Source organism: Microbacterium sp. H83 (genome assembly GCF_001650405.1).
Lineage (GTDB): Bacteria > Actinomycetota > Actinomycetes > Actinomycetales > Microbacteriaceae > Microbacterium.
This window is the reverse complement of record NZ_LWCU01000023.1, coordinates 153576-166667: the sequence shown is the minus strand read 5'-3', so window position 1 is coordinate 166667 and position 13092 is coordinate 153576. Positions and strand designations below refer to the sequence as shown.

Annotated in this window: 14 protein-coding genes; 8 read left to right on the top strand and 6 right to left on the bottom strand. The window is 68.2% G+C overall.

Annotated elements, in window-relative coordinates; all coding sequences use genetic code 11:
- The 3 genes from hisD to A4X16_RS11150 are packed head-to-tail and all read left to right on the top strand — an operon-like array spanning window position 1 to window position 2819.
- Window positions 1-1305 (top strand): histidinol dehydrogenase, encoded by a 1305-nt coding sequence (gene hisD, locus A4X16_RS11160; protein ID WP_067120514.1) that lies wholly within the window; start codon window positions 1-3, stop codon window positions 1303-1305.
- Between the two features lie 10 nt (window positions 1306-1315).
- Window positions 1316-1786, top strand: coding sequence for a transcriptional regulator NrdR (gene nrdR, locus A4X16_RS11155; RefSeq protein WP_067120512.1), 471 nt, complete (start codon window positions 1316-1318; stop codon window positions 1784-1786).
- Between the two features lie 10 nt (window positions 1787-1796).
- Entirely contained in the window at window positions 1797-2819 is a 1023-nt protein-coding gene (locus tag A4X16_RS11150) for a quinone-dependent dihydroorotate dehydrogenase (protein ID WP_067120510.1), read from the top strand.
- Window positions 2820-2894: 75 nt separating this feature from the next.
- Here A4X16_RS11150 and A4X16_RS11145 read toward each other — a convergent pair whose 3' ends face one another.
- Window positions 2895-3482 carry a DUF3043 domain-containing protein gene (locus A4X16_RS11145; protein WP_067120508.1) on the bottom strand — a complete coding sequence of 196 codons (588 nt, stop codon included), beginning with the start codon at window positions 3480-3482 and terminating at the stop codon, window positions 2895-2897.
- A 45-nt stretch (window positions 3483-3527) separates the two neighbouring features.
- Between A4X16_RS11145 and A4X16_RS11140 the strand changes: the two genes are divergently transcribed.
- The 5 genes from A4X16_RS11140 to A4X16_RS11120 all read left to right on the top strand — a co-directional run bounded on the left by A4X16_RS11140 (window position 3528) and on the right by A4X16_RS11120 (window position 8579).
- The gene (locus A4X16_RS11140) at window positions 3528-4949 is read left to right on the top strand and encodes a dipeptidase (RefSeq protein ID WP_197491821.1); all 1422 of its coding nucleotides are present in this window, start codon (window positions 3528-3530) and stop codon (window positions 4947-4949) included.
- A gap of 90 nt (window positions 4950-5039) precedes the next feature.
- Window positions 5040-5405, top strand: coding sequence for an iron-sulfur cluster insertion protein ErpA (erpA, locus tag A4X16_RS11135; RefSeq protein ID WP_067120506.1), 366 nt, complete (start codon window positions 5040-5042; stop codon window positions 5403-5405).
- A gap of 96 nt (window positions 5406-5501) precedes the next feature.
- A complete protein-coding gene (gene ctaC / locus A4X16_RS11130; protein WP_067120504.1) occupies window positions 5502-6404 on the top strand; it encodes an aa3-type cytochrome oxidase subunit II in 903 nt (300 codons plus the stop codon).
- Window positions 6405-6407: 3 nt separating this feature from the next.
- On the top strand, window positions 6408-8141 hold the full coding sequence (ctaD, locus tag A4X16_RS11125; protein ID WP_067120502.1) for an aa3-type cytochrome oxidase subunit I: 1734 nt from the start codon (window positions 6408-6410) through the stop codon (window positions 8139-8141).
- 3 nt (window positions 8142-8144) lie between these two features.
- On the top strand, window positions 8145-8579 hold the full coding sequence (locus A4X16_RS11120; RefSeq protein WP_067120500.1) for a cytochrome c oxidase subunit 4: 435 nt from the start codon (window positions 8145-8147) through the stop codon (window positions 8577-8579).
- A 98-nt stretch (window positions 8580-8677) separates the two neighbouring features.
- Here A4X16_RS11120 and A4X16_RS11115 read toward each other — a convergent pair whose 3' ends face one another.
- The 5 genes from A4X16_RS11115 to qcrA form a co-directional block, all read right to left on the bottom strand.
- Window positions 8678-9097 carry a rhodanese-like domain-containing protein gene (locus A4X16_RS11115; protein WP_067120498.1) on the bottom strand — a complete coding sequence of 140 codons (420 nt, stop codon included), beginning with the start codon at window positions 9095-9097 and terminating at the stop codon, window positions 8678-8680.
- Window positions 9098-9197: 100 nt separating this feature from the next.
- On the bottom strand, window positions 9198-9701 hold the full coding sequence (locus A4X16_RS11110; RefSeq protein WP_067120496.1) for a GNAT family N-acetyltransferase: 504 nt from the start codon (window positions 9699-9701) through the stop codon (window positions 9198-9200).
- Window positions 9698-10126, bottom strand: coding sequence for a RidA family protein (locus A4X16_RS11105; RefSeq protein WP_067120494.1), 429 nt, complete (start codon window positions 10124-10126; stop codon window positions 9698-9700). Before A4X16_RS11105 ends, A4X16_RS11110 begins: the two co-directional genes overlap by 4 nt.
- 74 nt (window positions 10127-10200) lie before the next feature.
- Window positions 10201-12015 (bottom strand): cytochrome bc1 complex cytochrome b subunit, encoded by a 1815-nt coding sequence (gene qcrB, locus A4X16_RS11100; RefSeq protein ID WP_067120492.1) that lies wholly within the window; start codon window positions 12013-12015, stop codon window positions 10201-10203.
- Entirely contained in the window at window positions 12012-13088 is a 1077-nt protein-coding gene (qcrA, locus tag A4X16_RS11095; protein WP_067120490.1) for a cytochrome bc1 complex Rieske iron-sulfur subunit, read from the bottom strand. Before qcrA ends, qcrB begins: the two co-directional genes overlap by 4 nt.
- Between the last annotated feature and the right edge of the window lie 4 nt (window positions 13089-13092).

The window sequence follows — 13092 nt, the reverse complement described above, 5'->3', positions numbered from 1 at the left end:
GTGCGCACCATCGATCTGCGGGGGCGCGAGCTCTCGCCGGCTGACATGCTCGCGGCCGTTCCGCGCGCCACGCAGGCCCGTGCCGAAGCCCTCGACACCGCGGCCCGCATCGTCGAGGACGTGCGCGAGCGGGGAGAAGCGGCTCTGCGCGAGCAGGCCGAACGCTTCGATCGCGTCGCCGGACACGCGATCCGCGTACCTGCCGAGCACGTCGCCGACGCGCTCGAGTCGCTCGACGCCGCGGTGCGGTCGGCGCTGGAAGAGGCGATCCGCCGCGTGCGTGAGGCCTCCACCGCCCAGGTGCCCGCAGCCCGGGTGACGGAGATCGGCCCGGGCGCGACGATCACGCAGCGCTGGCAGCCGGTGCACCGTGTGGGCGTGTACATCCCCGGAGGCAAGGCGGTCTACCCGTCGAGCGTGATCATGAACGTGGTGCCGGCGCAGGTCGCCGGCGTGCAGCAGATCGCCCTGGCCTCGCCGCCGCAGTCCGACCAGGACGGCCGCATCCACCCGACCATCCTCGCCGCGGCCGGCCTGCTGGGCGTGACGGAGATCTACGCCATGGGCGGCGCCGGCGCCATCGGCGCGTTCGCCCACGGCATCGACGCGATCGGTCTCGACCCGGTCGACACCGTGTCGGGGCCCGGCAACAACTATGTGGCCTCGGCGAAGCGCGCCGTCGCGGGCGTCGTCGGCACCGACTCCGAGGCGGGGGCGACCGAGATCCTCGTCGTGGCCGACTCGTCGGCCGACGCGCGCCTCGTTGCCGCCGATCTGGTGAGCCAGGCGGAGCACGACGAGCAGGCTTCCGCCGTGCTGGTGACGGATTCGCAGGAGCTCGCAGACGCCGTCGGTGCGGAGATCGCCCGGCAGTCCGCCGCGACGCGGCACGCCGACCGCGTCTCCGTCGCACTCGACGGACCGCAGTCCGCCATCGTGCTCGTCGACGACCGCGCGATGGCGACCTCGTTCAGCAACGCGTATGCGCCGGAGCACCTCGAACTCCACCTGGTGGATGCCGAGGCCGCCGCGGCGTCGTTCACCAGCGCAGGGGCCGTGTTCGTCGGCGACCACACGCCGGTGAGTCTCGGCGACTACATGGCGGGGAGCAACCACGTGCTGCCGACCGGCGGTCAGGCGCGCTACGCGCCGGGCCTCGGGGCATACACGTTCCTGCGCCCGCAGCAGGTGATCTCGTACGACCGCGCCGCTCTCGCCGAGGTCAGGGCCGGCGTGGTCGCGCTCGCGCACAGCGAGGCTCTGCCCGCCCACGGCGACGCCGTCGAGGCGCGCTTCACCGCGTAGGATCGGTCAGATGCACTGCCCCTTCTGCCGTCATCCCGACTCCCGTGTCATCGATTCGCGCACCAGCGACGACGGTCTGTCGATCCGACGGCGACGTCAGTGCCCCGAGTGCGGCGGGCGGTTCACGACCACCGAGACGGCGAGCCTCAATGTCATCAAGCGCTCCGGCGTGATGGAGCCCTTCAGTCGTGAGAAGGTCATCTCCGGCGTCCGCAAGGCCTGCCAGGGACGTCCGGTGACCGAGGCCGACCTCGCCATCCTCGCGCAGCGCGTGGAGGAGGCGGTGCGCCAGACCGGCGTCTCGCAGCTCGACGCCAACGAGATCGGGCTCGCGATCCTCGGCCCGCTGCGCGATCTCGACGAGGTCGCCTACCTCCGTTTCGCGAGCGTCTACCAGGCGTTCGAGTCGCTGGAGGACTTCGAGAGCGCCATCACCGAGCTGCGCGCCGACCACACGGAGCGGGAGCCCGCCGACCGGTAATCTGGCAGGGATGTATCCGCTGCTCTTCCGCGCTGTCCTCTCGCGCTTCGATCCCGAGTTCGCCCACCACGCCGGCATGGCGGTGATCCGCGTGCTCGGAGCGCCCCCGTTCGCGTGGGCGACGCGCGCGCTCACCAGACCGGACGCGTCCCTGCGGGTCGAGGCGCTCGGCGTGACCTTCCCCTCGCCGTTCGGCATCGCGGCCGGCTTCGACAAGAACGCCGTCGGGGTGCGGGGGCTGGCCGCGCTCGGCTTCGGGCACGTCGAGGTCGGCACCGTGACCGCCATCCCGCAGGACGGCAACCCGAAGCCGCGGCTGTTCCGTCTCATCGCGGACCGGGCGGTCGTGAACCGCATGGGGTTCAACAACCAGGGAGCGGATGCGGTGGCCCGACGCCTCGCCGCGCTCCGCCGCGGAGCGCCGGACACGGTCGTGGGGGTGAACATCGGCAAGAGCCGGGTCGTCGACGTCGAGGACGCGACGGCGGACTACGTCGCATCCGCACGTCGCCTGGCTCCGCTCGCGGACTACCTCGCGGTCAACGTGTCCTCTCCGAACACGCCGGGCCTTCGCGGACTGCAGGCGGTCGAGACGCTGGCGCCGCTGCTGCGCGCCGTTCGAGCGGCGTCGGGCGAGACGCCCCTGCTCGTCAAGATCGCCCCCGACCTGCCCGACGAGGAGATCACGGCCATCGCGACGATGGCGGTCGACGAAGGACTCGCCGGCGTCATCGCGCACAACACGACCGTCAGCAGGGACGGACTGCTGACCGATCCCGCGATCGTCGAGGCGGCCGGTGCCGGCGGGCTCTCGGGAGCGCCGCTCAAGGAGCGGTCGCTGCAGGTGCTGCGCCTCGTCCGCGGAGTCGTCCCGTCGGACTTCTGCGTGATCGCCGTCGGGGGAGTGGAGACGCCCTCCGACGTGCAGGAGCGCCTCGACGCCGGCGCGACCCTCGTGCAGGGCTACACGGCGTTCCTCTACCGCGGACCGTTCTGGGGACGAGAGATCAACCGAGGGCTCGCCCGCCGCTGAGCACTCTGATCCACGAAGAGGCGTCCCCCGCTCCGCAGAGCAGGGGACGCCTCTTGGTGGATCGGGGCGACGCGATCAGGCGGGGTGCTGCCCCCGCTTGACCTGCGGCTTGGGCAGCCGCATGAAGCGCATCTGCAACGAGCGCATGGCCGCGTACCAGCCGAGGCCGCGCTCCATGCGATCCTGGCCGAACTTCGCGGCCACCTTGCGCTTCACCCGGATGCCGAGCAGGATCATGCCGCCGATGGCGAGCACCAGATAGGCCATCATCACGAGGTAGGCCCAGCCCGCGATGGCGAAGCCGGCGATCGCGAGGTTCGGCGGGAGCAGGGAGATGAGGATCACGAGGACCATGACGCCCATGACGAACTCCGCGGGGTGCCACCCGGCATCCACGTAGTCGCGCACCCATCGGCGCTGCGGTCCCTTGTCGCGTGCCGGCAGGAACTTCTCCTCACCCGCGGCGAGACCGGCCTGAGCGCGGTTGCGGCGCTCCGCGAGCTCGGCGCGCGCGGCGGCCTTCGCCTCCTTCGTGTTCGCGACGAGGGGGCGACGACGCGCCGCCTCCTGCTCCGCGCGGGTCGGCGTCGCGCGCCCCTTGCCGAGAGCGGGCGTCTCGGGGGCGTCGTCGTTCGTCGAAGGGGTGGAGGGGGTAGTGGCCACGAGGATCCTCGGTTCGGGTGAAGGGTTCACCTTAAGATTACTCGCATGACATCTCCTGCTCTGCCCGGTGATCCGATTCCGTCCGACGATCGCGAGGCCGCCGTCCTGGAGGCCGCCGCGCTCGGCTTCCCGGCCGCGCTGAGCGACCTCGGTGCGCTCGTGCGCATCCCCGGCATGGCATGGCCGGCATTCGACCAGACGCAGCTCGAGCGCAGCTCGGAGGCGGTCGCGGCGCTCGCGTCCGCGACGGGGGTGTTCGACGAGGTCCGCATCCTGCGCGCGGCCGTCCCCGGCACCGACGAGGTCGGGCAGCCCGCGGTTCTCGCCACCCGAGCGGCGCGCAACGGCAAGCCGACGATCCTCCTGTACGCGCACCACGACGTGCAGCCTCCCGGGGACGACGCGCTGTGGCAGACGCCGCCCTTCGAGCCGACGGTGCGCGACGGCCGCCTCTACGGCCGGGGCGCCGCCGACGACAAGGCGGGGATCATGGCCCACGTCGCGTCCATCCGCGCCGTGACCGAGGTGCTCGGCGACGACCTCGAGCTCGGCATCGCGATGTTCATCGAGGGCGAGGAGGAGTACGGCTCCCGGTCGTTCGCGCAGTTCCTCTCCGACAACAAGGACGCTCTGCGCGCGGATGCGATCGTGGTCGCCGACTCCGGCAACTGGGACTCGACGACCCCGGGACTGACCGTCTCGCTGCGCGGCAACGCCCGCTTCACCGTGCGGGTCCGCACCCTCGACCACGCCTCGCACTCCGGCATGTTCGGCGGCGCGGTCCCGGACGCGATGATGGCCACCGTCACGATGCTCGCCACGCTCTGGAACGCCGACGGCTCGGTCGCGGTCGAGGGGATGACCGAACGGGACGCGCCGACTCCCGACTACTCGGAGGAGACGCTGCGCGACGAGGCGGGGCTGCTCCCCGGCACATCCCCGATCGGCGACGGCACGATCCTCAGCCGCATCTGGAACAAGCCGTCGGTCACGGTCATCGGGATCGACGCGACGAGCGTCGCCGCTGCGTCGAACACGCTGCTGCCAGAGGTCACCGTCGTGATCAGCGCGCGCGTCGCCCCCGGGCAGTCCGGCGAGGACGCCTATGCCGCCCTCGAGGCGCACCTGCGCGCGCACGCGCCGTTTGGAGCGGAGCTCACGTTCTCGGACGTCGACCTCGGCAACGGCTTCCTCGTCGACACGAGCGGCTGGGCCGTGGCGCTCACCCGCGAGGCGATGCGCGACGGATACGGGGTGGCGCCGATCGACCTGGGCGTCGGCGGGTCGATCCCGTTCATCGCCGATCTCGTGCGGGAGTTCCCGCAGGCGCAGATCCTGGTCACGGGCGTCGAGGACCCGCATTCCCACGCGCACAGCCCCAACGAGTCGCTGCACCTGGACACGTTCCGGCACGCGGTGGCCACCGAGGCGCTGCTGCTCGCACGCATGAACGACATCGTCATCTGACGCGCGCCGCGAGCGCCGAGCCCCTGCCGTGGTGCGGAGGGTAAAATCGAGGTACCAGCCGTGCGAGCACGGCCCGTCACAAGGAGCGACATGAGCGACACCACACTGACTTCGGCAGAGACCACCCAGGCGCACGGCGTGAAGCTGACCGACGCCGCGGCGACGAAGGTGAAGAACCTTCTCGAGCAGGAGGGACGCGACGACCTGCGTCTGCGCGTCGCCGTGCAGCCCGGCGGATGCTCCGGCCTGATCTACCAGCTGTACTTCGACGAGCGCTTCCTCGAGGGCGACGAGACGGTCGACTTCGACGGCGTCGAGGTCATCGTCGACAACATGAGCGTCCCGTATCTCGACGGCGCGTCCATCGACTTCAAGGACACGATCTCGGAGCAGGGCTTCACGATCGACAACCCCAACGCCGCGGGCAGCTGCGCCTGCGGAGACAGCTTCCACTGACCCGGTGAGGCCCGCCAACCTGCGTGGTTGGCATGAATCAGGTGTGAGGTTGCCCTAGACTTGGGTGTGCCCTGTCCGCAATCTGAAAGGTGCATCGTGCCCTCGAATCGCCGCCTTCGTTGGGTCGCTCTTCCTCTGGGAGTGGTGACCGCCGTGGCCCTGGCTGGATGTACCACCACCGAGCTGAACGGTTACCTCCCGGGCTTCGTGGACGACGGACCTGCAGCCACGAACCAGACCGAGCGCGTGTCGTCGCTCTGGGTCAACTCCTGGATCGTCCTGCTCGCCGTCGGAGTCATCACCTGGGCCCTGATGGCCTGGGCTGCGATCGCCTACCGCCGTCGCAAGGGCCAGACCGGTCTGCCCGTGCAGATGCGGTACAACATGCCGATCGAGATCTTCTACACGATCGTGCCGCTCATCCTGGTCCTCGGGATGTTCTTCTTCACCGCCCGCGACCAGGCGGCGATCGAGACGAAGTGGGACGAGCCCGACGTCGAGATCACCGCGATCGCCAAGCAGTGGGCGTGGGACTTCCAGTACGACGGCGACGAGGAGGACAACTCCGACGCCGTGTGGACGATGGGCATCCAGGCGCAGCCCGATGCCGCGGGCAACATCGATCAGGGCCAGCTGCCCACGCTGGTGCTCCCGGTCGACCAGAAGGTGACGATCAACCTCCAGTCGCGCGACGTCATCCACTCCTTCTGGATCATCGACTTCCTCTACAAGAAGGACATGTACATCGGGAAGGACAACTCCTGGTCCTTCATCCCGACCCGCGTGGGCGAGTACGCCGGCAAGTGCGCCGAGCTCTGCGGCGAGTACCACTCGATGATGCTCTTCAACGTCAAGGTCGTCGAGCAGGACGAGTACGACGCCTACCTCCAGTCCCTGGAGGAGGAAGGCAACACCGGCGACATCACGGACGCGTACGACCGTCTCGCGAACTACCCCGGCACCACCCCCCAGAACGACTCCGAGGAAGGAGAGGAGTAAGCCATGTCGACCACTGAAGCACCCCGCACCGACGAGGCCCCTCGCTCCCGTCCCACCACTCTGCCGGCACGCCAGGCCGCTCTGATGAGCTCCTCGCGCGTCGAGCAGAAGGGCAACATCGTCGTCAAGTGGATCACCTCCACGGACCACAAGACCATCGGGTACATGTACCTGATCGCCTCGGTGCTGTTCTTCCTCCTCGGCGGCGTGATGGCCCTCGTCATCCGCGCCGAGCTGTTCGCACCCGGGATGCAGATCGTCCCGACCAAGGAGCAGTACAACCAGCTGTTCACGATGCACGGCACGATCATGCTGCTGATGTTCGCGACCCCGCTCTTCGCGGGTTTCGCGAACGCGATCCTGCCCTTGCAGATCGGCGCCCCCGATGTGGCGTTCCCGCGTCTCAACGCCTTCGCCTTCTGGCTGTTCCTGTTCGGGTCGACGATCGCCGTCGCTGGATTCCTCACTCCGCAGGGTGCCGCATCGTTCGGCTGGTTCGCCTATCAGCCGCTCGCGAGCGCCTCGTTCTCGCCGGGTGCCGGTGGGAACCTCTGGATGCTGGGACTCGGCATCTCGGGCTTCGGGACCATCCTCGGCGCGGTGAACTTCATCACCACGATCATCACGATGCGCGCGCCGGGCATGACCATGTGGCGCATGCCGATCTTCGCGTGGAACACGCTCATCACGAGTCTCCTCATCCTCATGGCCTTCCCGGTGCTGGCCGCGGCGATCTTCGCTGCGGCAGCGGACCGGGTGCTCGGCGCCCACATCTACGACCCGGCGAACGGCGGCGTCCTGCTGTGGCAGCACCTCTTCTGGTTCTTCGGGCATCCCGAGGTCTACATCATCGCGCTGCCGTTCTTCGGAATCGTCTCGGAGATCTTCCCGGTGTTCAGCCGCAAGCCGATCTTCGGCTACAAGACCCTCGTCTACGCGACGATCGCGATCGCCGCGCTGTCGGTGGCGGTCTGGGCGCACCACATGTACGTCACCGGCTCGGTGCTCCTTCCGTTCTTCGCCCTGATGACGATGCTGATCGCCGTCCCGACGGGTGTGAAGATCTTCAACTGGATCGGCACGCTGTGGCGAGGATCCGTCACATTCGAGACGCCGATGGTGTTCGCGCTCGGCTTCCTCGTGTCGTTCGTCTTCGGTGGCCTGACCGGCGTCATCCTCGCTGCTCCGCCTCTGGACTTCGCACTGTCCGACTCGTACTTCGTGGTGGCGCACTTCCACTACGTCGTCTTCGGAACGGTCGTCTTCGCGATGTTCGCGGGCTTCTACTTCTGGTGGCCGAAGTGGACGGGCCGCATGCTCAACGAGCGCCTCGGCTATGTGCACTTCTGGATGCTGTTCATCGGCTTCCACATGACGTTCCTCATCCAGCACTGGCTGGGCGTCGACGGCATGGTCCGCCGGTACGCCGACTACTCGGAGGCCGACGGCTGGACCTGGGGCAACCAGGTGTCGACCATCGGTGCGATCATCCTCGGTGCCTCGATGCTGCCGTTCTTCCTCAACGTGTGGATCACGGCGCGCAAGGCACCCAAGGTCACGGTCAACGACCCCTGGGGCTACGGAGCATCGCTCGAGTGGGCGACGTCGTGCCCGCCGCCGCGTCACAACTTCACCTCGATCCCGCGCATCCGCAGCGAGCGTCCGGCATTCGACCTGAATCATCCGGAGGCGGCCGAGTTCGCAACCACCGCACCCGGCGAGCGAGAGGGCCACTGAGCCATGCGCGACAACGTCATCCTCTGGTGGGTCCTCACCGCATTCTTCGCCCTGATGGGCGTGGTCTACACGGGCTGGAACATCCTCGCCCACCCCGATGTCGATCTGGTGAACAAGATCGAGTGGGTCGGCACCGTTGCGCTGTTCTTCTCGGCCTTCATGGGCGCGATGATCGCGTTCTACCTCGATCGCACGCACAAGGCGCAGAACGGTGAGCTTCCCGAGGACATCCTCACGAGCGACATCGACGACGGTGACCCCGAGCTCGGTGAGTTCAGCCCCTGGTCCTGGTGGCCGCTGGTGCTGGCGGCATCGGCGGGCGTCTTCGTCGTCGGTCTGGCGGTCGGACAGTTCCTGCTCCCGATCGGACTGTCGATCTTCGTGATCGCGATCGTCGGCTGGGTGTACGAGTACTACCGCGGCAACTTCGCCCGCTGATCGTCACGACAGAGGTCCCGGGGATCGTTCCCCGGGGCCTCTGTCGTGACGCTGCGTCTCTCGCAGCGGCCCGTGCGGCCAGGAGAGGTCCGTCGGCGTCAGGCGCGCGTGCGCACTCGAGCGATGCCCGTGAGCGGGTCGACGGGCCGACGGTGCACGCCGTCGGCATCCTCGACGGGAAAGCCTTCCCGCACCCAGTACTCGAAGCCGCCGATCATCTCGCGCACCGCATAGCCGAGCTTCGCGAATTCGAGGGCGCCTTTCGCGCCGGCATTGCACCCGGGGCTCCAGCAGTACACGACGACCGCGGCATTCGCCGCGATCTCGAGCGGAGCCCGAGCGGCGATCTCGCTGTAGTGCATGTGCACGGCCCCTGAGACCCGTCCCTGCGCCCAGGCTTCGTCCGAGCGCACATCGACCACCACGAGGTCGTCTCCGGCCTTCAGCGCGGCGTGGACGTCGCTGGCATCCGTCTCGTAGGCGAGTCTGGCGGCGTAGTATTCGGCACGATCGATCATCCTCTCAGCCTAGGGAGCGGCGTGAGACCGCACCCGCAGCATCCGGACTCCGATGCGCGGGATCCCGCCAGACGCCGCGCCGGACGCGAGCAGGGCGATCTCAGAGATCGATCGTCATCTGGACGCGCCGCCCGAAACGGTCGATGCCGATCGCCGCCTCCGTCTCCACGAGACCTCGTTGGAACGGTGTCTCGGGGAGGCTCTCCAGGAAGCCGAAGGTCGCGTAGAAAGGCGCGTTCCAGGGAATCTCGGCGTAGGTGCGCAGGGTGACGCGCGTGTAGCCGCGATCGCGAGCCTCCTCGAGCGCCGCGGTCACCAGCCTGCGCCCGTGTCCACGACGACCGGCGGCGGGGATCACGGAGAGCTGCTCGAGATGGGCGTGGCCGTCGGCGTCCAGGACATGCACGAACCCGACGGGGGAGTCGCTGTCGCCGTCCTCGAGCAGGAGAACGTACCCGGGACCCCCGATCCGCGCGACGGCATCGCCCGCATCGGGCCACTGCGGGGCGCCGAGGCTGTCGACGAGCAGGGAGTCGGCCTCGCGTTCGATGGCCTCCACGATCTCCGCATCGGCCGCCGTCGCGGGTCTGACCGCGGCGCTCATCGTGCGTCCTCCGCGATGGCGACGTCCTCCGCGATGACCGCGACCGCCTCGATCTCGACCAGCTGGTCGTCGTAGCCGAGCACCGTGACGCCCAGCAGCGTGCTCGGAACGTCGTGGTCGCCGAAAGCCTCGTGGATCACGTCCCAGGCCGCCACCAGGTCGGCCTGTGACGAGGAGGCGACGAGCACACGGGTGCTGATCACGTCGCTGAGAACGGCACCGCTGGCCGTCAGCGCCTCCCGCAGGGTCCTCACGCACTGCGCGGCCTGCGCCGCATAGTCTCCGGGAGCGATCGTGGAGCCATCGGGGGACAGAGGGCAGGCGCCGGCGAGGAAGACCAATCGCGAGCCGGCGGGTGCTGTCGCCGCATGGGCGTAAAGGGCGGGCGCGAGAGCGTCAGAGCGGATAAGGCGGACGGACGTCATGTCACGATCCTTCCACGCCCACATGAAAGGGCCCTGTCCGAGATGGACAGGGCCCTTTCATCGCGTCGGCCTGATCAGGCCTCGTCGTCGGTCTTCTTGCTCCGAGGCTTCTTCACCGGCTCGGTCGAGATGACCGTGCTGGGGGTGTTCGGCGTCTCGTCGACGTGCGTCTCCTCGACCGTCAGAGGGGCGTCGGGGAATCCGGCCCGCTCATGCGCGCCCCGGATCTCGGCGAGCTCGATCTCCTCGTCCTGCTCCAGCACGTGGTGCTGATGGGCGTCCGCCGCCTCGACCTCGGCCTGCGTGAGCGGCGTGAGACGGTCCTCGTAGAACCAGCGCGACATCGACGAGCGGAGGTTCTCGGTCCAGGAGATCCGACCCTTGGCGTTCGGACGGACCACGAGCGGCTCGTATCCGTCGACGTCGATGAGCTTCCAGCGGTCGTACTTGTCGACCGGCTGGTGCACCTCGATGAACTCGCCACCGGGGAGGCGGACGATGCGTCCGGACTCGAAGCCGTGCAGGACGATCTCGCGATCCTTCTTCTGCAGCGCGAGGGCGATGCGCTTGGTGACGAAGTAGCCGAGCACCGGACCCACGAAGAGCAGCGCCTGGAGCGTGTGGATCACGCCCTCCATCGTGAGCATGAAGTGCGTCGCGATGAGGTCGGAGGATGCCGCCGCCCACAGGACCGCGTAGAAGATGACGCCGGCGGCGCCGATCGCGGTGCGGGTCGCCGCGTTGCGCGGACGCTGAGCGATGTGGTGCTCGCGCTTGTCGCCCGTGATCCACGCCTCGAGGAACGGGTAGATGGCGACGACGACGATGAACAGACCCAGGACCGCGACGGGGAGCAGGATGCCGAACGACCACGTGCGGTCGAGGAACACGACGTCGAGGTTCGACGGCGCCAGTCGCAGCGCTCCGTCGGCGAAGCCGATGTACCAGTCGGGCTGGGTTCCCGCCGAAACGGGGGAGGGGTCGTACGGTCCGTAGTTCCAGATCGGGTTGATCTGGAAGAAGGTCGCGATCAGCACGATCACACCGAACACGATGAACAGGTAGCCGCCCATCTTCGACATGTAGACCGGCATCATCGGGTAGCCCACGACGTTGTCGTTGGTGCGGCCGGGGCCGGCGAACTGCGTGTGCTTGTTGATGATCATGAGCATCAGGTGCACCACGATCAGTCCGATCACGAGCAGCGGCAGCAGCAGGATGTGCAGCGTGTAGAGGCGACCCACGATCGCGGTTCCGGGGAACTCGCCGCCGAAGAGCATGAACGAGGTCCACGTGCCGATCAGGGGGAGGCCCTTGATCATTCCGTCGATGATGCGGAGGCCGTTGCCCGAGAGCAGGTCGTCGGGGAGCGAGTAACCGGTGAAGCCCTCGGCCATCGCGAGGATGAACAGCACGAAGCCGATCACCCAGTTGAGTTCGCGCGGCTTGCGGAACGCACCCGTGAAGAACACGCGCAGCATGTGCACGCCGATGCCGGCGATGAACACGAGAGCGGCCCAGTGGTGGATCTGGCGTACCAGGAGACCGCCGCGCAGGTCGAACGAGATGTTCAGCGACGACTCGAGTGCCGCCGACATCGCGATCCCGCGCATCGGGGCGTAGGCACCCGTGTAGTGCGTCTCGACCATGGAGGCCTCGAAGAAGAACGTCAGGAAGGTTCCGGAGAGGAACACGACCACGAAGCTCCACAGCGCGATCTCACCCAGCATGAACGACCAGTGGTCGGGGAAGATCTTGCGACCCAGCTCCTTGACGAAGCCGGAGAGGCTGGTGCGCTCATCGATGTAGTTCGACGCGGCGCCGACGAAGCGGCCGCCGAGAGGCGCCTTGGTGTCCTTGTCGTCTTTGGACAGCGTTGCGGTGCTCAATAGCGCTCCCAGAAGCTCGGGCCGACGGGCTCGGTGAAGTCACTGCGCGCGATGAGGTAGCCCTCGTCGTCGACGGTGATGGGCAGCTGAGGCAGCGGACGCGCGGCCGGGCCGAAGATGACCTTGGCGTGGTCCGTCACATCGAACTGCGACTGGTGGCAGGGGCAGAGAAGGTGGTGCGTCTGCTGTTCGTACAGGGCGACGGGGCAGCCGACGTGGGTGCAGACCTTCGAGTACGCGACGATGCCGTCATACGACCAGGTCTTGCGGTCCTCGGCCTCGATGAGCTGCTCGGGGCGCAGCCGCATCATGAGGACGATGGCCTTGGCCTTCTCCTCGAGGTAGCCGTCGGCGTGGCTGACATCCACGAGCTCCTCCGGGATGACGTGGAAGGCGGAACCGAGGGTGACGTCCGCGGCGCGGATCGGGGTGCCCTCGGGGTCGCGCACCAGGCGGGCTCCCTCTTTCCACATCGTGTGCTTCAGCAGCGCGACCGGGTCGCCCGCGGTGGGATCGTCCGGGGTGCTGTGCGGCGCGAGACCACGGAAGAGCGTCACTCCGGGGATGATCGAGGCGACGATCGCCGCGAAAAGCGAGTTTCGGATCATGGTACGTCGACCGAAGCCGGACTCCTCGTTCGCGTCGGAGAACGCCTTCACGGCGGCCTCGCGCGTCGAATCCTTGCCACGGGTCGGGTGGCGGTGCTCGATGTGCTCCTTGTCGCTCATGAGCGCCTTGGACCAATGGATCGCGCCGATGCCGATCGCGAGGAGCGCGAGCGAGATGCCGAGCCCGATGAAGAGGTTGTTCTGGCGGATGTCGATCAGTGCGCCGCTCTCGATCGGGAAGAGCATGTAGGCGGCGACCGCCCAGATGCTTCCCGCCAGCGAGAGGTAGAACAAGGTGTAGACCGTACGCTCCGCAGCCTTCTCTGCGCGCGGATCCTTGTCGGTCATCCGCTCGCGGTGCGGCGGCAGCCCCGGGTTCTGCACGGGATCGCTGACTGCGACACCCAGCCCCGGAGAGGGCTGGTAGGCCCTGTCAAGAGCCTGCGAGTCGTCGTCGTGTGCCATGGTG